Raw genomic sequence first — 20,008 nt, 5'->3', positions numbered from 1 at the left:
CTCATTGATTCTTTTTAAATAAACCTACTAAAAATCCTTCTAGACCGAAATATTGATCTTCATCAGATATGGCTATCATTTTCCGTATTTCTATTTCTTCTAATGATTGAAATATTTCTTTTAGTTGATTTTTGGTATACCCTAATCCGCCTTCTAAGCTACGTTTTCTATATACTTCTTCATCTGAGATGGCGGAACCACCATATGCACCATGTTCCTCAAATGAGCATAAAGCGAAGTAACCATTAGGCTTTAATAATTTATGAATCAATTCAATATACGTCACACGACGATGAGGTGCTATATGATGAAAACAACCTGAATCATAAATAAAATCAAAGCTCTCTTCTTGTAGATTCAGTTCAAAAATATTAGCACAAATGAAATCTACATTTACGTCTGCTTCATCAACCCTTTTTTGCGCCCATTGCAATGCATGATCCGATAAGTCGACACCAACAACTGAACAGCCTTGTTTTGCTAAGTAAATGGCATTTCGTCCAGCGCCACAGCCTAACTCTAAAACTTTATCTGGCTGAATCACCTTTTTTTCAAAATAGCTTACTAGATTTTCATCAGGTTTATTAACAAAAAAAGGTACCTTTTTAAATGTTTGATCATAAAATCTATCCCAAAATCCCTGCGGTTCACGTAATAAATTATCTAATACAACTAGCAATTGTTCATTTGATTTGATTAGCATTTTACGCCTCCAATTTGCATCTATCTAAAAACTAAATATTCTTTCTCTTTATTATATGGTATATTCCTCCAAGAATGTTATCAATCTTTCTTCCGAATATAGATAACTATCTCTCCTCCTATTAGTTTTGACACTTCTTAATGTTCATTGAAATACAAAATGTTACACTGAAATGGCTAGCATTTCTCACACTGCTTATCGTAAATGTCTCCACCGCACGTCAACAACAAAAATAAGAACATTCCAAAAAAGAGCTAAACGGCTTAAGCCATTGGACTACATGGCTCAAACCGCTTAAAATCTGTTTATTATTTCCACTGTCTGCTTGTAAGGGAGCAATTCATATTTGGTTACAGAATATCAAAGGAAGGAGTTATCTAATGAACTTAAATCTCAAAGCATTGTTTTCTACTTACCGTCATTATCGAACAAAGCCAACTGAGTTAATGTATGACTTTTTTTATTTCTACCATCAACAAGCAAATGAATGGTTTTCTGTTTCAAAGCAAGAGATTTCACAGCGTGACTACCAATGGCTCACTGTTTTTTATACTGAGATCACTTCCACAATATCTCAACCATCGGAAATCTGGTATGAATTTTTATATTTGAACGGTGACATACCATCTAGGCTATCATATAGCAAAGCTCGCGTTATTCAGCTCATCTTTTTAAATGATAATCCTCCTGCTGAAGAATTAAAAGAAGCTACTTTGAACTTTTTCCAGCAAGATACGGTAGTACTTCAGGTTGCAACAAATCGCTTTCTATTAATTGAGGCTATGGATAGTTCGATTAATAAAAAGGAAGATTTCATTGCACTTATTCGCACAATTGAAACAGATTTTTTCGTTCAAATCCATTTGTATCAAGGCGAAGCTTATGAAATAAATAAGCAATTCCCAAGTAAGTTCCAACGAGAAGCTCAATGGTTCGAGGAATGCTTACATTATAAAAATGCTGAACAGTTTTATTCATTTGAAACGATATTCCCTATTTTATTAACGCAACAAATGCCTACTTCCATATTGAAATTTATAGAGGAACAAATTTTAATACCTTTGCAGTCTGATATGGAGTTGCTTGACACAGTCAAGACATTTTACGAATGTGGTTTAAATATTTCTTTGACATCAAAAAAACTACATATTCATCGAAATACTCTTAATTACCGTTTAGCAAAATTTCAAGAAACAACAAATATTTCTACAAAAAATCTAGACGGCGCTATACTCGTCTATATTGCTAGCTTTCTTCGATCAAAATTACAAAATGCACAAAAATAATGACTGAAAATTATGCATTTTAAATATTTAGTTTTCCCCTACATTTTTTATACACTTAAAAAAACAAACAAAGGGGCTATAAACATGGAAAAAATCATACTTAAAAATATTATTAAAACATATGATGGCGGTGTAACAGCTGTATCTGACTTTAATTTAGCGGTTCAAGATCGGGAGTTTATTGCGCTTGTTGGGCCTTCCGGTTGTGGGAAATCGACAACATTACGAATGATTGCCGGCTTAGAGGAAATTTCGTCTGGTGATTTTTTAATAGATGGCAAGAAAATGAACAATGTACCTTCTAAGGATCGAGATATCGCGATGGTTTTCCAAAACTACGCACTATATCCGCATATGACAGTATACGATAATATGGCATTTGGCTTAAAGCTTCGCAAGTTTTCTAAGCAGGAAATAAAAGAGCGTGTCCACAATGCAGCTGCAATTCTCGATTTAGAAAAGTATTTAGATCGCAAGCCGAAAGCTCTATCAGGTGGGCAGCGTCAACGTGTAGCACTCGGTCGAGCAATCGTCCGCGATGCAAATATTTTCTTAATGGACGAGCCTCTGTCCAATTTAGATGCAAAGCTTCGCGTACAAATGCGCGCTGAAATTACAAAGCTTCACCAACGATTAAAAACGACTACTATTTACGTAACACACGATCAGACAGAAGCGATGACAATGGCCACTCGTCTCGTTGTAATGAAGGATGGTATAGTTCAACAAATCGGGACACCTGAAGAAGTATATGGAACACCAGAGAACAAATTTGTTGGTGGCTTTATCGGCTCACCATCAATGAACTTCTTTAAAGGAGTATTCCAAGAAAATGGGATTCAGATTGATGATATTACACTAACTATTCCAGCAGAAAAAAGTAAATTATTAAAAGAACGAGGTTATTTACAAAAAGAACTGTTTCTTGGCATTCGACCAGAGCATATTTATGAAAAATCTTCTGTAAATCCCGAACCGTTCTTCACAGCAGTTGACGCGAATATTGAAGTATCAGAATTAACAGGTGCTGAGCTGATGTTACATGCGCAATTAAATGGTCAGCCTTATATCGCGCGGGTGAACTCCGATACAAAAATTACACAAGGTCAGGTCGCACATCTACTATTTGACATGTCACGCGTTCATTTCTTTGACTTAGAAACAGAGAAACGCATTCGTTAAGGTTAAAGCCTCTGGCGGATGCTACGGAAATCGTAAAGGTGTTCATATAGGATGTTAGCCGTTATCGCATCCATGCGATAACGACTAACCGACCTGCATCGGTAAAAACGCCACGTCCTGTGGCATTACCGAAATGACCTACATCGTGTCGGCCCTCATGTTGTTGCTATCGCTTCGCTTTCGCACAGACAAAACACGTTGTTGCTGTCGCTTCGCTTTCGCACAGACAAAAACACGTTGTTGCTGTCGCTTCGCTTTCGCACAGACAAAAACACGTTGTTGCTGTCGCTTCGCTTTCGCACAAAAAACATCTGCAGGCCTAAGCATACAGTCGATTCCGGACACAAGTATGCCGAGGCATACTTGATAAATCCGCCTCTTCCCGCAGAAACCTGCGTAAATTTCACCTTCGTATCCTTTAACATTATTAATAGAAAAATGCAGCAAACAAACTTTCATTTGTTTACTGCCTTTTGTTATTTTATCGCTGCTCCGTAAAGACCCGCTTCACCTTTATGAATGCTGCCTTCAATGATTTGCTCTTTCCCTGCAAAAGGTGTCCCTACAAAACGCTGCTGAATCGCTTCTTTAATATAGTCAATGATTTTAGGATGATGATTAAAAAAGCCTCCTCCTAAAACGATACAATGTGGATCAAGCAGAAAAATTATTTGCTGTAACTGTTTCTCTACGGATTGGACTAATGGCTCCAAAATCTTATCGACGATCGGATTTCCATTGTAGTAAAGTTCCATAATATCCTTCAATAATATCTCAGAATCACCGAGTAGCTTTCTCCCTAATTTTTCAATTGCTGGTCCAGCTACACTTTCTTCTAGTGTAGTTCCGTCATTATAGACAATACTAAAGCCAATTTCACCAGCTAATCCGGTTCCCCTTAAAAATTCACCATTGACAACCGTACAGCAAGAAATACCGGTGCTTAATGTAACATATACCATCGTTTCTTTGGAGAACTCTCTAGCTCGATATTCTCCCCATGTTGCTATATACACATCGTTGTCCATTTTAATATGAGCATGTGGGAACACTTCAGTTAAACGCGTACAAATCGGAAAATTCTCCCAAGGTATATTATTTTGATAAACCGCGATACCTTTTTCAATATCAACGATACCAGGCACACCAATAGATACCTTTGAAATTTCATTAAAAGTAACTTCCTTTTCTGCACATAGCTGTGCAAAGCTATCAATCAAACAAGCAAACAAAGCTTCTCGATTTGTTTTATCACTAGCCACTTCTCTTGTGCTCAACAATTGCTGATGTATATCAAATAAAGCCGCTGCTAATTTTGTTCCACCTACGTCTGCTACTAAAATGTAACTCATCTTTTCACCGCCAATTTTCTTATCCCTTATTAACGACCAGTAGTGTCTGATTGATTCGGGATAACTGGACGTTAATTACACAATAACTTTTACCTATTCACTGAGTGAAGTGTTTCATTTAAAGGCTTACCACTTGCGTTAAATTACGTGGTTTATCTGGATCATAGCCTTTGAATATTGCACGTTGATACGCTAACAATTGGAAATATGGAACTACTTCAACAAGTCGATTCAAGTCATCTATTTCTTCTGAAAGTCTAATGATTAAATCTGATTCCAAGTCTGCTGATGCTATACCAATTACAGCAACAAAACCACCAAGCTTTTGAATATCCTTTATTAACGCTTGATCGAAGTCCTTGGTTTCGTTTTGTGTAAATAAAATAACAACCGTTTCTTTATCGACAATAGAAATTGGGCCGTGGCGGAATTCTAAATTAGAATAGCTTTCACATTCTGTTTGTGTCATTTCCTTTAGCTTTAACGTTGCCTCTTTAGCTAATCCGTTATAAGCACCTGACCCTAAAAAGATAAAGCGCTTTTTCGTTAAATCCTCTGTCACTTGCTTTAACTGCTCCCCATTGCCTAATGCCGTTTTAACAAGTGCAGGGATTTTTTCTAATTGTTTCATCAATTCAGCACATTGACTAATCTTTGCCGCGTATAGTTGCAGCGCATATAACATATTAGAAAATGATTGCGTCATTACAACACTTTTTTCTGAAATATCGTTTAAGGCAATCACTTCATCTGCTACTTCAGCCAATGGTGTATCACCATTACACGTAACTGCCATTGTACGTATATTCTCTACTCCGTTCAAATGCTCCAATGCCATAATAATTTCAGAAGTTGTTCCTGAGCGTGAAATACCGATAATATTATACTTTTTATTTGATAGAATATGAGTATCCGTGTGTAAAAATAGCTCAGATGCTGGGACTGCTACTGCTACTTCTCCTGTAGCAGATTGGTAATAACGTGCTGCTGCAATTGCTAAATAAAATGATGTTCCACATCCTGTGAAAAGAACTATGTCTATAGGATCTTCATTGAATGTAAGCGACTGAACAATCTCTTTTGTTTTACCTAATTGTTGAGCTTGTTTCATAATCTCATTATATGTGTGCATAAATAAAACCCCTATCTCTCTTTAATTTTAGTTATTTGTAGCTCTTTGATGAGACTTTGAACAGTCCCCTTTTGTACTTTCGCAATTTCTTTTTCGCCTGCATTTGCAGAGCCACATGCAACAGCCCATTTATATGCCTCTGTGCAGTCCACACCTTCTGAAAGCTTATAGACAAGTCCTCCTAAAAACGCATCACCGCTACCAACTGTATTTACAACATTAATTTTCGGTGCATTTACTTGATAAACCCCTGAACGATTAACAAATAAAGCGCCTTTTTCGCCCAACGAAAAACATACATGCTCAATTCCTAAATCCTGTATTTTTTCACCAGCTTGAATTAAGTCGTCTTGTGCTACAGCCTGCTTCCCGATTAATTGAACAATTTCATCCTCATTAGGTTTAATGATAAAAGGTATTGCTTCAACGCCTTGCTTCAAAGCTTCTCCGCTCGTATCGAGAGCAACCCGAACACCTTTTTGTTTTAATAATCGAATAATCATTGCATAAGCAGCCATCGGTACACCCTTAGGTAGACTTCCTGAGAGCACGAAATATTCAGAACACTCCGTTTGGGTTTCAATCCAATTCAGCATTTCTTGCCATTCATGCTGGTGAATCGTTGGTCCGTCTTCTAAAAGCTCGGTCATTTCCTTCGTTTGCTTATTTGAAACGGTTAGGCAAATTCGACTTTCACCTTCTATTTGAATAAATCCTGTTTGCATTTTCTCTTCCTTTAAAAGTGCCTTTATTTTTTCCCCATTTAGTCCACCAACGAAACCACCAACGAACACTTCACCACCTAGCGTTTGAATGACGCGTCCGACATTAATGCCTTTTCCTCCACCTTGCTGCAGCTTCTGCAATACACGATTTGTCTCACCAAGCATTAAAGAATTCATTTCATATACTTGATCAATAGCTGCATTTAAAGTTATCGTCGTAATCATTTTTGTAACATCACAATCTTTTGCTCTACTAACTCAATTAATGCCTCCCGTGCAGGAAGAAAATACTTTCTAGGATCATTTTCTGTCGGATTTTCTAAAAAGAAGGCTCTTAATTGCTCGGCAAATAAATCTTTTAGCTCTGTTGAAAAATTCACTTTCGCAATACCGCAATTTAAAGATTTACGTACGCTTTCTTCTGGTACACCTGATGCACCATGCATTACTAATGGCACATTTGTAGCACGGTGAATTTCCTGCAGTAGTTCGAATTGTAGCTGTGGTTCTTGCTTATACTTACCGTGTGCTGTGCCAAAAGCTGGCGCGAACGATTGGATACCTGTTTCATTCACAAAGCGTTCAGCTAGTTTAGGATCAGTGAAAAAGGCCATTTTTTCGTCAACCGTTACATCATCTTCTACACCACCAATTGTTCCAAGCTCTGCTTCGACAGGTACATTAATTGCACTTGCAGCATCTACAACTCTTTTCACAAGATTAATATTTTCCTCAAAGGGCAATGTAGAACCATCAATCATCACCGACGTATAGCCTGCTCGTAAACATTCCATTACAACTTTATATGACTCACCGTGATCTAAATGTAGGGCTACTGGTACTTTTGCTTGTTCAGCAGCTGTTTTGGCAAGCGCAATCATATAATGCATTTCTACGTATTTATAAGTGCTTGAAGTCGTTTGTAAAATAACAGGTGCACCTACTTTCTCTGCTCCTGCAATAACCGCTTTAATAATTTCCAAATTATGCGCCCCGAAAGCACCAATTGCATAATTATTTCTATAAGCGTCTTCTAACATTTCTTTCGTCGTTACTAGTGGCATAATCGAGTTCCTCCCTCAATGGGTTGTTGGTATGATTTATAGTATAAAAATTCAGATAACTTATGTGACATTATTAAAAACAATTATGTCTATGAGCTTAAGATGCCTATAAATTATGAACTCACCGACAAAACAAATGGGTTGATTTCCGTTCCGACTGAGCACTTTCCAGAGTCGCCCGATTAGCAGTTTAGGCCAAAAGGATGTTAGGTACGAAGGCGTTATCACAGGACACGATACTTTTAGCCTTCGTTCCTCTATAAGTTTGAAGCAGAATCCTCTCTGTGATTGCCAAGGAGTCGCTCAGTCTTGCACTCCAATCAAACACTACACTTAGCATGATACTCCATTTTTATAACGATAAACGGAACTTCTTCACGTCTGTGCGAAAGCAAAGTGTCAGAAGCAACGTAAGCGGAAAAAGCACTCGATCCTCAGCGAGTAGTCAGAGAAACAGAAATAACCCACATTTAAAATACCAGCATTCGCAAAGATTCCTTGGACTTTTTATTTTTTAACACTATGAAACTCATAGAGAGTAACTATGAGTTTAATTTAATTCTGTATAAAACCGGCAGCGATCGCCTCTTACTATTGAAATGCAAAATTCGACTGGCTTTCCTGAAGTATCAAATGCAGTACGTTCTAGTAATAAAGCGGGTTTTCCTGCCTCCGTTTTCAACAAATGCGCCTCATCTCTACTAATGAGAACAGGTTCGAAAGCTTCTTTTGCCCTCACAACGATAATGTCAAAACGTTGTGCTAATAGGCTATACAAGGAAGAGGAACTAACCTCATGTAATATTTCACTATCCTTGATGATACTTTTAGGTAAAAATGATGATTCTAAAACAATTGGTTCATTATCTGCAAAACGTAAGCGTTTCATTTCAATGACTTGTTCATCTTCACCTAATTCAAGACTGTGTCTAACCTTAGTTGAAGGGAATACTTCCTGAATCTCAAGCACTTCATCTCTTGGGTTTAGACCTTTTTCTTGAAGCACACGACTAAAACTATAAAAACCACCCAGCGATTGTTCAAACCTTGGCTTCGCGACAAAAGTTCCTTTCCCTTGAATACGGTATAATTTTCCTTCTTGTACTAATTCTTCTATTGCTTTCTTTGCAGTATTTCGACTGACGCGAAACATCTCCATCAATTGATTTTCAGAATCAATTTTATCCTCTGGCTTCCACTCACCCGATTGAATCTTAGCAGATAATCTTTGTTTCAATTGATGATATAGCGGGATTACACTAGCTTGATCTAACGGTTTCATCTTCTACTCATCCTTCTCCTAGGTTTTGTTATCAATATATCATCTAATCAAAAAGATGCCTATCGATATATCAATTCTTTTCATAGGCAAGATTCCCTAAGCAAAAGGTTTTCTCTATTTCCCCCTCAGCATTAAGCCAAACAACATCTGCATCTTTCCCTATAGCGAGAGAGCCTTTACGATCAGAAACTCCTAAATGGATTGCTTGATTTAGAGAAACGAGACGAACTTGTTCGATTAGTGAAAGTGTCAGCCACTCTTCTATGTTTTTTCTTGCTGTATTCATATTCAACACACTTCCTGCTAAGGAGCCTGTTTTACGTTGAATACAGCGATTATCAAACACCTCTACTTCTTCGCCACCTAATGTATAAATACCGTCTGGCATTCCCTTTGCACGCATACCATCAGTAATGACAAGCATGCGATTCAAACCTTTCATTTTACGAATCATCAACAGCAAATCTTTATGAAAATGTATATTATCTGGAATCAGTTCAACATAGACATCATCTTCTAATAGCACTGCCCCTACAACACCTGGTTCGCGATGATGAATGCCTCTCATTCCATTAAATAGATGGGTTGCATGTGTAATACCTGCTCTTATGGCACAGATAGTCATATCATAGTTAGCATCGGAGTGACCAATAGATGCGATCACATCTTTACTTTTCAATGCCCGAAGTAATTCAAAATTCACATCTTCCTCTGGTGCAAATGTAACCAAGCGAATTAATTGATTTGACTTGTCGTATAAATCATTAAATTGCCTAGCATTTGGTTTTAAAATTGATTCCTCTGGCTGCGCTCCCTTTTTTGATCGATTGATAAATGGACCTTCCAGGTGAATTCCTAACATTTCAGCTACCGCAGTAGGCTGTTCTTTGTTATAAAACGCAAGTGCTTCGATAGCAGCTTCAATTTCTGACATAGGGCTTGTCGTCGTTGTTGCTAAAAAGGCTGTTACACCTTCGCTTGCTAAATATTTTGCAATTTTTGCATAATCAGCAGGGACGCCATCCATAAAGTCATGCCCTAAAGCACCGTGTACATGTATATCGATCATCCCGGGAATAATATAGCCTTGTTGCTGACAATCAATAATATTGTCAGACGATATCAATGGAGGGCAATTATTCATTTGATCGATTACTGCAATTTCCCCATCTACCATTTGTAAAAAACCATTCGCTAAAATGCCGTCTTCCATCACAATATTGGCATGAATGATCCATGTCTTGTTCATGAAGTCACCCCTTCATTGGGATAATGCTCTGATTTTATTTGTGCTTCAGCTTCCGTTTTCTTTTTGAAAATATGCGATGACATCCAAGATAAAAATAAAGCTGTTAAACTAACGCCGAAAAACGGCAATAATCCTGGAATCCAACTAAAAATGCGATATAATACGGCAATCCCTACAATAGAGCCGATCATTTGAAGTGGGTATGCTACGCTAAATAATATCGAAACAGCAAAGTAACGGATGGATGGTAGCTCATAATGAGCGTAAATTTGAAAAATATTCAATACCATAATGCAAAATAGAATACTAATCGTTACAAATAAGGTAAGCAATAGTAAACCTATCATCCCATGAAACGACGAAATTATTTGGAAATTAATTGTTAAAAAATAGCCGATACCTAAAATAACAATACCTATTTTATTCGATGAAATAAACTCTATTTTATATGTCTTCCAATATGTTTTGACAAGTATTTTTAAATCGTCCTCCCCTTGCAACCTTTTACGTAATGTTGTAAACATCGCAACAGTTGCGGGAGTAATTCCGAATAAAATAAGTCCAAGTAAGGTTAAGCCAATCCACATTAACTGTAACACTGCTAACAATGTTATTAACTCAACTGTCCAGTATAATTTCCCTTTCCATCCTTCAAATTTCATTTACTTTGCCTCCCTACAATAGAAATCCATGCACGACTAAATTCGCCGCGTATGTCTCTTTCTTATCCCACATTAACCGGCAGTCAGGCATCTACATCAAAAGAATGAATAAATTGAAGCTCAACTGCCAGTAAATGTTCGATTAGTTCCAGACAATAGGTTGTTGGTCACACAAGCGTTTTCATAGGAAGTGAGAGTTTTAGCTTGTGTTCTTTTATCATTCAATGAGATGACACCGACTGTATGAAGCTACACTTTATTTTTTTGTACGGTCATATGCTGCTTGAGCTACTTCCATATATTTCTCTAAGCCCATCTTCTCAATTGTTTTCTTATAGTCATCCCATTTGTCGAAGCTTGTCTTACCTGTAATAAAGCTTGCTGTCATCTCATCCACATATGTTTGAATGTCTGTTAATATAGCTGACACTTGATCATTTTCCTCTAATGTGAAGTTCAAGCCTGGAATAATGTCTTCATCTTTCAATGCATATGGCATTACTTGCTTAGCATTGTTAATTGAATTTTCTTTAGCTTCTGCCCCTTGGAAATACTTTTGTGTAACGATTCCAGGGTAGTAACCGCCTGGCCATGTTAGGTAGTCACTTATTGCTTGATCTAAGTTTTTACCATCAGGGCTGTTGGTAATGTTATCTACATACTTTACATTACCAGCTGCATCTTCCTCGTAAGTTACACCCTTAAAGCCCATGAAGAACATTTTTGTTCCCTCATCACCGTATAAATGGTCAATCCAACGTACCATCGCTTCAGGGTTTTTCGCTTTATCTGTGACAACAAACATTCCTAAATTACCAAGACCGTTAGACATTGCTGTAAATTGACGATCTCCATTAGGGCCTTCTAATACATGCGCACCTACATAACCATCTAATTTGAACAATTCTTTCGGATCTACTTCACTTAGCATACCGAAAGTCCCTTTACCTGCTTCAGCAGCGAATTTTTGAGGCTCTGTTGTGAAAACATCTTTATTGATTAAATCCTCGCTATACAATTTGTTTAAAAATTCAAGTAGTTGTTTGTATTCGTCTGTTGTTGGAACGAAGCGGAATTCTTCAGTTCCTTCTTTAAAGTCTAAATTCAGATTCATCGTTCCTTGTTTGTTTAAGCCGAATGAACCTCTTAAATAATCAATAAATTGCTTAATTCCATAACCAGATCCCCAGCCTTGCTCGTCCTGTTGACCGTTACCGTTTGGATCGTTTTCTTTAAATGCTTTAAGCACTTTATATAAATCTTCTGTCGTTTCAGGTGATTGTAAGCCTAATTTATCTAGCCATTGCTGATTGATCCATGGTGCCCCTACACGAAGCGACTCAAACTTTGGATCATAGATTGTTGGGAAACCATAAATATTTCCATCTGCCATCGTAATACCTTGCTTTACAGTCGGGTATTCTTCTAAAAGCTTTTTGAAATTCGGTGCATATTTATCAATATAATCATTTAATGGTAGGAATACGCCTTGCTGACCATACTTGATTAAATCAGTTCTTGAGAATGCCGATGCAAAGAAAATTTCAGGATAGTTCCCCGCTGCTAAAAGTAAGTTCTTTTTATCTGCTAATACTTCTGTTTGAACTGTTGTCCAATTAATATGGATGTTAGACATTTTTTCATATTCTTCCCATAGCATTAAGCTATTCCAATCTTGTGAAGCAAAAAACTTAGCTGCAAATCCATCTACTTCTATTTTTTCTTTAGCAATGGGCATCCCCGAAGCATTCACATTGTCGGCGTTGCCGCTTGTACTTGCTTTATTTTCTTTATTATCTGAACAAGCTCCTAAAATACTAGCTGCTAACATCATAGTTGCCATCAAACCATATACACGTTTCTTTTTCATCGCCATTTAAATCGCTCCTATTCTTTAACCTTTTAATGAACCAATCATGACACCTTTTACAAAATATCTTTGTAAGAATGGATAAAGCATTAGCATTGGTAGGTTGGCAATGATTAAAACAGCATATTTCAACCCTTCAACGCTAAGTTTTTGAGCTAGAAAGCTTTCTGAAGTTGCTTGAATCATATCATCGGCTTGTCCTTGAATTAAGATTTGTCTAAGTATAAGTTGGAGCGGAAACTTGCTTTGGTCTTGTAAATAAATTAAAGCTTGAAAATACGAGTTCCAATGGCCTACTGCGTAGAATAAAACCATTACTGCCATAACAGGGAATGATAGCGGCAGTACAATACTCCATAAAATTCGAAAGTTTCCTGCTCCATCAATCGTTGCGGATTCCTCTAATTCATGAGGAATCGATTGGAAGAATGTCCGCATAATAATAATGTTCCATACAGCAACAGCATTCGGAATAATCATGACCCAAAATGTATTAATCATGCCTAAGTCACGAATTAATAAGTATGTTGGTATTAACCCTCCACTGAAGAACATCGTGAATACCATAAATGCCATAATGAAACCTTTTCCTTTCAAATCTCTACGTGAAAGAGGATAGGCTGCACAAATTGTCATCACAACATTCAATACCGTTCCGAAAAATGTGTACTTCAATGTATTGATAAATCCATTAATAATATCTGGATTTTGAAATACCTTTTTGTATGCTTCGACAGTAAATTCCCTCGGCCATAACCACATATCACCTGAGATAACATACTGCGGATTACTTAATGAAGCACTTAATACAAAAAGCAATGGGTAAAGAACGATAATCGCAACAATTGCTAAAAAAATATAATTAAAGATTGTAAACGCTCGATCGCCTTTCGATTCTTTCAATTTCACCACTCCTTTACCATAGGCTTGTATCACTTACTTTTTTCGCTATTTGGTTTACCATAATGAGAAGGATAAAGTTAATGATAGAGTTGAATAAGCCTACAGCCGCTGAAAAGCTATACTGCGCTTCTATAATCCCGCTTCGATAAACAAAGGTTGAAATGACGTCCGAAGTCGATATATTTAAATCATTTTGCAATAAAAATACTTTTTCAAATCCAATTGCCATAACTGATCCTACGTTCAAGATAAATAAGATAACGATTGTTGGCATAATCGCCGGGATGTTAATATGAATAATTCTCTGAAATTTTGATGCCCCATCCATCATTGCTGCTTCATGCTGCGCTGGATCTACCGCCGATAACGCTGCAATATATATAATGGAACTCCACCCCATTGTTTGCCATACGTCTGATAGTACATAGATTGACTTAAACCATGCTGGCTCCGAAATAAAATCAATCGGCGTACCACCAAACAACGTAATAACTTGGTTAATCATCCCGTCTGACTTTAAGAAAAGTAACAACATACCTACTACAACTACTGTTGATAGAAAATGCGGTGCATAAATAATTGTCTGTATAAACTTTTTAAAGCGAAGACTTTTCACTTCATTTAACAGTAATGCAATAATAATCGGTACAGGGAAAGATACTAGTAACGTAAATACACCAATTCCTATTGTATTTTTAATTAATCTCCAAAAATAATAACTATCAAAGAAGCGTTCAAAATGCTTAAAACCTACCCATGGGCTACCAGTAATCCCCTTTGTAGCAATAAAGTCCTTAAAGGCAATTTGCAAGCCGTATAACGGATAATAATGGAAAATCAAAAAGTAAAGGATGACAGGGACTAATAATAAATAAAGCTCCCAATTTTTCCTGATAGACTTCTTCCACTCTACCCAGTGATTCCTCTTTACTTTTGATTGCTTTTTGAACAAACGCTTTGTTTTAAATGGCTTTTCTTCAACAGTTGTTTCATCCAAAAGCGTCATACATACACCCCCTATTTATCAATGCTGTAGAATAGTAGATTCCTGTGAAATTTCAACAACTCTTCCCCCATTACGGAGTGATTCCGTTGCTGCACAGCCAACTGCTACACTCATACGACCAGCAAATGGAGTTGTTAAAGGCTCTTTATTGTAAAGTATTAGCTCTACGAAATCTTGCGCAATTTTAGGATCTGCTCCCCCATGGCTTCCTTCCTCGGGTTTCATTTCATAAACAACATCACTAAGCTCTTCCCAGGAATTAGATTTACGCGTCTTCAAATAAATTTTATTGTTTACATCATCATTTTCGATACGCCCTTTCGTACCGATAAATGTATAATTTCGTGAATAATCTGGGGTGAAGTGACATTGTAAATAGGAAGCTTTTATGCCACCCTCTAATTCCATAATGAGCATGTTATTATCCTCAACATCAATTTCTTCTCGGAACGCACATTCCGTGAATGTATGTGGGACATATTCTGGACATGTTTTTTTCTGATCACATGTCGGACATGTTAACGTATTTGGTTTATCTCCACCGTAATAATCTAAGCTACCAAATGCAGATACTTTCGTCGCATGTTTTCCAGAAATCCAATGAATCACATCTAAATCATGTGAGCCTTTTTGCAGTAATAGAGATGTTGTATTTTTGGAATTGCCGTGCCAATCATGATAATAGAAGTAACCGCCAAAGCCAACAAAGTGGCGGACCCATATGGCTTTTAATTCTCCAATAGCACCTGAATCGATTAAGCCTTTCATCGTTTGATACATCGCCATATATCGCATATTAAAACCGACCATTAGATGTTTCCCTGATTTTTTCCATATATCTAAAATTCGATCGCAACCCTCCACTGTAATCGCTAAAGGTTTTTCAGCATATACGTGCTTTCCTGCTTCTAAACAAGTAATAATATGTTCTTCATGTAAATAATCCGGTGATAAAACTGCAATAGCATCAATATCGTCTCTTGTTAATAATTCCTTATAATCCTTCGTTAAAAATAAAGGTGTTTCAAATTTTTCTTGAAATTTATCTAAACGTTCTTGAGAAATATCAGCCAAAGCAACAATTTCTGATTCTCCATCAGGCTTATGCCAATATTGAGCTAAACCTCCTCTTAATCCAGCTCCAATTACTCCAATGCGTACTTTCTTCATTGATTTTCCCCCTTTAAAAATCTTGCATTCAATCAATTGTATTAAGTAAACGTTTACATTTGATACTGATTTTAAAAATCATCCACAACAACACAACTACATGTCAACACGTTGTAGGTACAAGTTAGACCGAAATAGTATAGTGAATATTCCAAAAATTACGCTGAAATAAATATATAATTCTAACCATAAATATGTCAATACCCCAAATTTAGTCATATTATATAATTTTTTTGCTATTAATCTCTTCGAAAAAAGTTGACTCATCTGCGAATACAGAATATTCAATACATCTCTAAAAGCTCAACCCTCTCAGCATAAAAGATATAATTCCCTCACAATAAACCAAAATTTCTAACTTATAATGGTCATCAATAGATTATATAATATAACGACAGGGATATTATCCCACTTATTATACATTACATAATATTTGTGGATATTTTATCTAAATCGATTACACTAAACATAAGATAAGGTGAAACTCTAATTGGTGGCGTTTCTTCATCCTCCACCGATTATTAGTCTTCACCAATCGAGATTTTCCAGACGGTACCAGATAAATTACTGCCGGTTAATATAGGATCAACCGAAAGGAGTTGCAACATGGAAGAAATCTTGACGATTACGAATTTGACGAAGCGTTATGGTAGTAAGGAAATATTAAAAGGAATCGACTTGCACGTCTCGCGAGGAGAAATAATTGGTTATATCGGTCCAAACGGTGCAGGTAAAAGTACCACTGTCAAAATCATTTTGGGGATCGAAGGCGATTACGGTGGAGAAATTAAGCTTTTCGGGGAGAATATTGGAAAAGACAGCATTGAATATAGACGGCGTATTGGCTATGTACCAGAAATAGCAGATGTTTATGATAATTTATCTGGTTACGAGTATTTAACCTTCATCGGCCAGCTTTATGGCCTTGAATTAGAAGTCGTTGCGGATAAATCAAAATCCTTAATGGAATTGTTTGGTGTTGGTGAAGCGTATCATTCAAGGATATCTTCTTATTCAAAAGGGATGCGGCAAAAGCTATTAATTATCGCTAGCCTTATACATAATCCCGATTTGTTATTTTTAGATGAACCGATCAATGGATTAGATGCGAATAGTGTGATGATCTTTAAAGAGATTTTGATTCAACTAGCTGCCCAAGGAAAAACAATATTTTATTCCTCTCATATTATGGATGTTGTCGAAAAAATCAGTAGTCGCATCATCCTGCTGAATGATGGGAAAATCGCTGCCGATGGGACATTTGCCCAACTACAGGCAGACAATACCGAAGGAACTCTGGAAAAGATTTTCAACCAATTGACAGGCTTCCATGATCATCAGGAAATTGGTGAGAAATTCGTTTCTATTGTGCAAGAGGTATGATCATGAAAGATTTCAAAACGCTTCAACTACTTGATAAGATTCAATTTGTTTTTGTGAAAATGGGCATCGATTACGAGATCATGAGAAAGATCCTCCATATTAAACTAACAATGGATGAGCGTAAAGTACCGACCATATTTAACCAAGCGTCAAATAAAAACAACAAAAAGCAAAAGAATGGCTACATCAAATCTTTATGGATTTATGTTTTAATGGGGCTTATGTTGGTTCCTTTTATGGGGTTTGGTCAAAACTATCTTTTCCAGATGAGTATTGCTTATGCAATGATTATTTTTATCATCATGACCACATTGATTTCTGATTTTTCTTCAGTACTTTTGGATGTACGGGACAGAAGTATCCTATCGACCAAGCCTATCTCTGCTAAAACGATCAATGCAGCCAAATTTATGCATATTTTCATTTACTTGACGTATTTAACTATTGCATTCACTGCCATTCCCCTTATGGTGGGCCTATATAATCAAGGGATTGTATTCTTCATTTTAACTGTGCTCTTACTCGTTTTAATTAATGTTTTTATTGTTGTATTAACCGCTATTTTATATATTGCTATTTTAAGATTCTTTGATGGAGAAAAGCTGAAAGACATCATCAATTATGTACAAATCGGCTTATCATTAATGATGATGATTGGCTATCAAGTTCTTATTAGATCCTTTGAATTCGTTAATTTTGATATGGCGGTAGTGTTTCATTGGTGGAGTATTTTTCTAATTCCTATGTGGTTTTCCGCTCCTTATGAACTACTGCTAAACGGTAACAACTCTTTATTTACAGTGGTGTTCAGTATATTTGCTATTGTCATGCCAATCATCTCGATATGGCTTTATCTAAAGCTGGTTCCAACCTTTGAACGTAATCTACAAAAACTATTAAACACAAGCAAATCGAAAAAAGAGAAGAACAATCGACTTAAGACCCTTTTGTTAACAATCATTTGTAGAACTCATGAAGAAAGAGCTTTCTACCGTTTCGCTTCTCTTATGATGAAACAGGAGCGAGAGTTTAAACTGAAAGTATATCCATCTTTAGGATTTTCTTTTGTCATTCCATTTATTTTTATGTTTTCTTTTTCAAGGTCCGAAACTGTTGATTATGCCGTTAGCATGGGCTATTTAAATATTTATTTCAGCATGCTAATTATTCCGTCAGCTGTGCTTTTGCTTGGACATTCAGGAAAATATAAAGCGGCTTGGATCTATAAAGTCTTTCCAATTATAGATTATACAAACTTGAAAAAAGGTACCTTAAAAGCCTTTTTGATTAAGTTGTATATTCCATTGTATATTTTTCTAAGCATCATTTTCTGCTTCATTTATGGTACGAGAATTATCCCAGATTTATTAATTGTTTTAGTAGCAAGCTGCATGTTCACCGTTATTTGCTACATCGGCATGGGAAGCGTAATTCCTTTCACAAAGCCTTATAATGAAGTTGGCGATGCCCAGAGCTGGAAAACCGTTATATTGCTTATCCCATTAGGTGTTCTGGCGGCACTGCATTACTTCCTGACTACTCATACTACTTATGGAGCAATCATTTACTTATTCATGCTTGTCCTCACGAACTTCGTTCTATGGAAGCTTGCTTTTAAGCGTACGAAAACGGCTTGAGCCTGAGCTCAAGCCGTTTATTTTAAAAAGCTTTTCTCTCATATATACGAATAGATAGTAGCCACGACCCAATAAATAAAATAATAACCGTAATGCTAGCTACAAAATACATTTGCGTTTCTTGTAGAGTCAAGAACTTTCGTGTTAGTTCTCTTAATATATCATTTATAGGAACTAGTAAACTAATCGTTAACATATAAATACCAAATAAAACACCTGAAGCAATCAATAAATATTGCGTTTTAAATTTATAGGAGATTGGAAACATGAATGATATAGCGACCATAACTAGACCAATAATAAGCAACATTTCTTTCCAAATAAAAAGATCCCCTTTTCCATTTATAAGGAAATCTCCCACATAAATCATGAAAACAAATACTGTTGTAAATATCAGTGAACCTATATATTTTGAACTGACAATTTCCTTTCTCGTATATGGCAGAGAATTGAGCAAAATATTAGCATTGTCTTTTTCATCGTAAGCGAAAGCATTTAGTATATATATTACACTATAAAGAAATCCCAAAAATATTAGGGGTGCACCTGCCAATAAGTAGATTATTATAGTAGCAATGTAAAATAAAATTAATTTCTTTTGTATTAAAAAATCCTTAAGTATAAGGTTAATCATCCAAGTACCTTCCTTTTTTCGTATATTACATACTATCTTCGAGGGTAGACCTTTTCACAATAACCGCATTTCTAAATATATTCACCACACGAATTTAGCAGTTGTCTCCATCACTCATCCTCTGAATACAATAGTGTGAGCATTTCTTTGAGCTCTGCTAAGCCAATGTTCATTTCTTTAGCATTTTGGATGGCAATCAATAGATTTTCTTCGATTACTTTTACTTTTCTTTCTCTCATCATTTCCTTATTTTGTTCTGAGATGAACGAACCTTTCCCCACAATAGAATAAATAAATCCGTTTTTCTCTAGCTCTTCATAAGCGCGTTTTGTTGTAATAACGCTAATTTCTAAATCCTTTGCAAGCTGTCGCATAGACGGCAATGACTGCCCCTCTTGTAATTCACCTGATAAAATTAGCTTTTTGATTTGAGTATAAATTTGCTCATAAATCGGTTCTTTTGAGCTGTTTGAAATAATAATTTGCATGCAAATACCTCTTCTTTATTTTTATGTGATCAGCACAGAAGACGATGGTTATTCCGTTAGCATGAGCAGTTTTTATTTCAGCATGCTAATTATTCGTCAGTTGTACTTATGCTTGGACATTCAGAGAAATATATAGTCATTTAGATTTATAATGTCTTTCCACATAAAGATTACAGATTTTCCGAACGAGAAAGCCCATGCAGGGTGTAGCCCTATCTGCTATATGCACTGGATAGGGAGGGGTAATGGGATACCCCAATCTTGAGAACTGTTCAAAACA

General features: G+C 36.3%; 18 protein-coding genes. 4 read left to right on the top strand and 14 right to left on the bottom strand.

Annotated features, from left to right (window positions below; all coding sequences use genetic code 11):
- Position 1: 1 nt before the first annotated feature.
- Positions 2–703: a class I SAM-dependent methyltransferase gene (locus ACMZ42_RS04120; RefSeq protein WP_415730682.1), complete on the bottom strand. Its 702-nt coding sequence runs from the start codon at positions 701–703 to the stop codon at positions 2–4.
- A 380-nt stretch (positions 704–1,083) separates the two neighbouring features.
- Here ACMZ42_RS04120 and ACMZ42_RS04115 point away from each other — a divergent pair, with 380 nt between their 5' ends.
- A complete protein-coding gene (locus ACMZ42_RS04115; protein ID WP_402873259.1) occupies positions 1,084–1,989 on the top strand; it encodes a PucR family transcriptional regulator in 906 nt (301 codons plus the stop codon).
- 84 nt (positions 1,990–2,073) lie between these two features.
- On the top strand, positions 2,074–3,171 hold the full coding sequence (locus ACMZ42_RS04110; RefSeq protein WP_415730681.1) for an ABC transporter ATP-binding protein: 1,098 nt from the start codon (positions 2,074–2,076) through the stop codon (positions 3,169–3,171).
- Between the two features lie 476 nt (positions 3,172–3,647).
- Here the strand turns inward: ACMZ42_RS04110 and ACMZ42_RS04105 are convergent, their stop codons facing one another.
- The 11 genes from ACMZ42_RS04105 to ACMZ42_RS04055 form a co-directional block, all read right to left on the bottom strand.
- Entirely contained in the window at positions 3,648–4,523 is an 876-nt protein-coding gene (locus ACMZ42_RS04105) for an ROK family protein (protein WP_415730680.1), read from the bottom strand.
- A gap of 118 nt (positions 4,524–4,641) precedes the next feature.
- A complete protein-coding gene (locus ACMZ42_RS04100; protein ID WP_415730679.1) occupies positions 4,642–5,655 on the bottom strand; it encodes an SIS domain-containing protein in 1,014 nt (337 codons plus the stop codon).
- 11 nt (positions 5,656–5,666) lie between these two features.
- On the bottom strand, positions 5,667–6,605 hold the full coding sequence (gene pfkB, locus ACMZ42_RS04095) for a 1-phosphofructokinase (protein ID WP_415730678.1): 939 nt from the start codon (positions 6,603–6,605) through the stop codon (positions 5,667–5,669).
- Positions 6,602–7,444 (bottom strand): class II fructose-bisphosphate aldolase, encoded by an 843-nt coding sequence (locus tag ACMZ42_RS04090; protein ID WP_415730677.1) that lies wholly within the window; start codon positions 7,442–7,444, stop codon positions 6,602–6,604. Before ACMZ42_RS04090 ends, pfkB begins: the two co-directional genes overlap by 4 nt.
- 550 nt (positions 7,445–7,994) lie before the next feature.
- Positions 7,995–8,726: a GntR family transcriptional regulator gene (locus ACMZ42_RS04085; RefSeq protein ID WP_370077300.1), complete on the bottom strand. Its 732-nt coding sequence runs from the start codon at positions 8,724–8,726 to the stop codon at positions 7,995–7,997.
- A gap of 70 nt (positions 8,727–8,796) precedes the next feature.
- Positions 8,797–9,975 (bottom strand): N-acetylglucosamine-6-phosphate deacetylase, encoded by a 1,179-nt coding sequence (gene nagA, locus ACMZ42_RS04080; protein WP_415730676.1) that lies wholly within the window; start codon positions 9,973–9,975, stop codon positions 8,797–8,799.
- Positions 9,972–10,637 (bottom strand): YesL family protein, encoded by a 666-nt coding sequence (locus ACMZ42_RS04075; protein ID WP_415730675.1) that lies wholly within the window; start codon positions 10,635–10,637, stop codon positions 9,972–9,974. Before ACMZ42_RS04075 ends, nagA begins: the two co-directional genes overlap by 4 nt.
- A gap of 256 nt (positions 10,638–10,893) precedes the next feature.
- A complete protein-coding gene (locus tag ACMZ42_RS04070; protein ID WP_415730833.1) occupies positions 10,894–12,507 on the bottom strand; it encodes an extracellular solute-binding protein in 1,614 nt (537 codons plus the stop codon).
- Positions 12,508–12,531: 24 nt separating this feature from the next.
- A complete protein-coding gene (locus tag ACMZ42_RS04065) occupies positions 12,532–13,410 on the bottom strand; it encodes a carbohydrate ABC transporter permease (protein WP_415730674.1) in 879 nt (292 codons plus the stop codon).
- A 13-nt stretch (positions 13,411–13,423) separates the two neighbouring features.
- Entirely contained in the window at positions 13,424–14,416 is a 993-nt protein-coding gene (locus tag ACMZ42_RS04060; protein WP_370077306.1) for an ABC transporter permease, read from the bottom strand.
- 18 nt (positions 14,417–14,434) lie between these two features.
- Positions 14,435–15,586, bottom strand: a complete 1,152-nt coding sequence (locus ACMZ42_RS04055) for a Gfo/Idh/MocA family protein (protein WP_415730673.1) — start codon at positions 15,584–15,586, stop codon at positions 14,435–14,437.
- Positions 15,587–16,192: 606 nt separating this feature from the next.
- Between ACMZ42_RS04055 and ACMZ42_RS04050 the strand changes: the two genes are divergently transcribed.
- Complete coding sequence (locus ACMZ42_RS04050) at positions 16,193–16,969, top strand: ABC transporter ATP-binding protein (RefSeq protein WP_402873278.1); 777 nt, start codon at positions 16,193–16,195, stop codon at positions 16,967–16,969.
- Positions 16,970–16,971: 2 nt separating this feature from the next.
- Positions 16,972–18,606 (top strand): hypothetical protein, encoded by a 1,635-nt coding sequence (locus tag ACMZ42_RS04045; RefSeq protein WP_415730672.1) that lies wholly within the window; start codon positions 16,972–16,974, stop codon positions 18,604–18,606.
- Between the two features lie 22 nt (positions 18,607–18,628).
- Here the strand turns inward: ACMZ42_RS04045 and ACMZ42_RS04040 are convergent, their stop codons facing one another.
- Both ACMZ42_RS04040 and ACMZ42_RS04035 read right to left on the bottom strand, forming a co-directional pair.
- Positions 18,629–19,240, bottom strand: coding sequence for an ABC-2 transporter permease (locus tag ACMZ42_RS04040; RefSeq protein WP_415730671.1), 612 nt, complete (start codon positions 19,238–19,240; stop codon positions 18,629–18,631).
- A gap of 110 nt (positions 19,241–19,350) precedes the next feature.
- Entirely contained in the window at positions 19,351–19,728 is a 378-nt protein-coding gene (locus tag ACMZ42_RS04035) for a GntR family transcriptional regulator (RefSeq protein WP_370047444.1), read from the bottom strand.
- Positions 19,729–20,008 lie beyond the last annotated feature (280 nt).

Origin of the sequence: Lysinibacillus sp. NPDC056185 (assembly GCF_047737915.1) — a bacterium.
Lineage (GTDB): Bacteria > Bacillota > Bacilli > Bacillales_A > Planococcaceae > Lysinibacillus.
This window is presented reverse-complemented; position numbering and strand designations above follow the sequence as displayed.

Bases quoted from the DNA above. Each gene is read 5' to 3' on its own strand.
- ACMZ42_RS04120 (WP_415730682.1), bottom strand. From the start codon at position 703: ATGCTAATCAAATCAAATGAACAATTGCTAGTTGTATTAGATAATTTA.
- ACMZ42_RS04115 (WP_402873259.1), top strand. From the start codon at position 1,084: ATGAACTTAAATCTCAAAGCATTGTTTTCTACTTACCGTCATTATCGA.
- ACMZ42_RS04110 (WP_415730681.1), top strand. From the start codon at position 2,074: ATGGAAAAAATCATACTTAAAAATATTATTAAAACATATGATGGCGGT.
- ACMZ42_RS04105 (WP_415730680.1), bottom strand. From the start codon at position 4,523: ATGAGTTACATTTTAGTAGCAGACGTAGGTGGAACAAAATTAGCAGCG.
- ACMZ42_RS04100 (WP_415730679.1), bottom strand. From the start codon at position 5,655: ATGCACACATATAATGAGATTATGAAACAAGCTCAACAATTAGGTAAA.
- pfkB (WP_415730678.1), bottom strand. From the start codon at position 6,605: ATGATTACGACGATAACTTTAAATGCAGCTATTGATCAAGTATATGAA.
- ACMZ42_RS04090 (WP_415730677.1), bottom strand. From the start codon at position 7,444: ATGCCACTAGTAACGACGAAAGAAATGTTAGAAGACGCTTATAGAAAT.
- ACMZ42_RS04085 (WP_370077300.1), bottom strand. From the start codon at position 8,726: ATGAAACCGTTAGATCAAGCTAGTGTAATCCCGCTATATCATCAATTG.
- nagA (WP_415730676.1), bottom strand. From the start codon at position 9,975: ATGAACAAGACATGGATCATTCATGCCAATATTGTGATGGAAGACGGC.
- ACMZ42_RS04075 (WP_415730675.1), bottom strand. From the start codon at position 10,637: ATGAAATTTGAAGGATGGAAAGGGAAATTATACTGGACAGTTGAGTTA.
- ACMZ42_RS04070 (WP_415730833.1), bottom strand. From the start codon at position 12,507: ATGAAAAAGAAACGTGTATATGGTTTGATGGCAACTATGATGTTAGCA.
- ACMZ42_RS04060 (WP_370077306.1), bottom strand. From the start codon at position 14,416: ATGACGCTTTTGGATGAAACAACTGTTGAAGAAAAGCCATTTAAAACA.
- ACMZ42_RS04055 (WP_415730673.1), bottom strand. From the start codon at position 15,586: ATGAAGAAAGTACGCATTGGAGTAATTGGAGCTGGATTAAGAGGAGGT.
- ACMZ42_RS04050 (WP_402873278.1), top strand. From the start codon at position 16,193: ATGGAAGAAATCTTGACGATTACGAATTTGACGAAGCGTTATGGTAGT.
- ACMZ42_RS04045 (WP_415730672.1), top strand. From the start codon at position 16,972: ATGAAAGATTTCAAAACGCTTCAACTACTTGATAAGATTCAATTTGTT.
- ACMZ42_RS04040 (WP_415730671.1), bottom strand. From the start codon at position 19,240: ATGATTAACCTTATACTTAAGGATTTTTTAATACAAAAGAAATTAATT.
- ACMZ42_RS04035 (WP_370047444.1), bottom strand. From the start codon at position 19,728: ATGCAAATTATTATTTCAAACAGCTCAAAAGAACCGATTTATGAGCAA.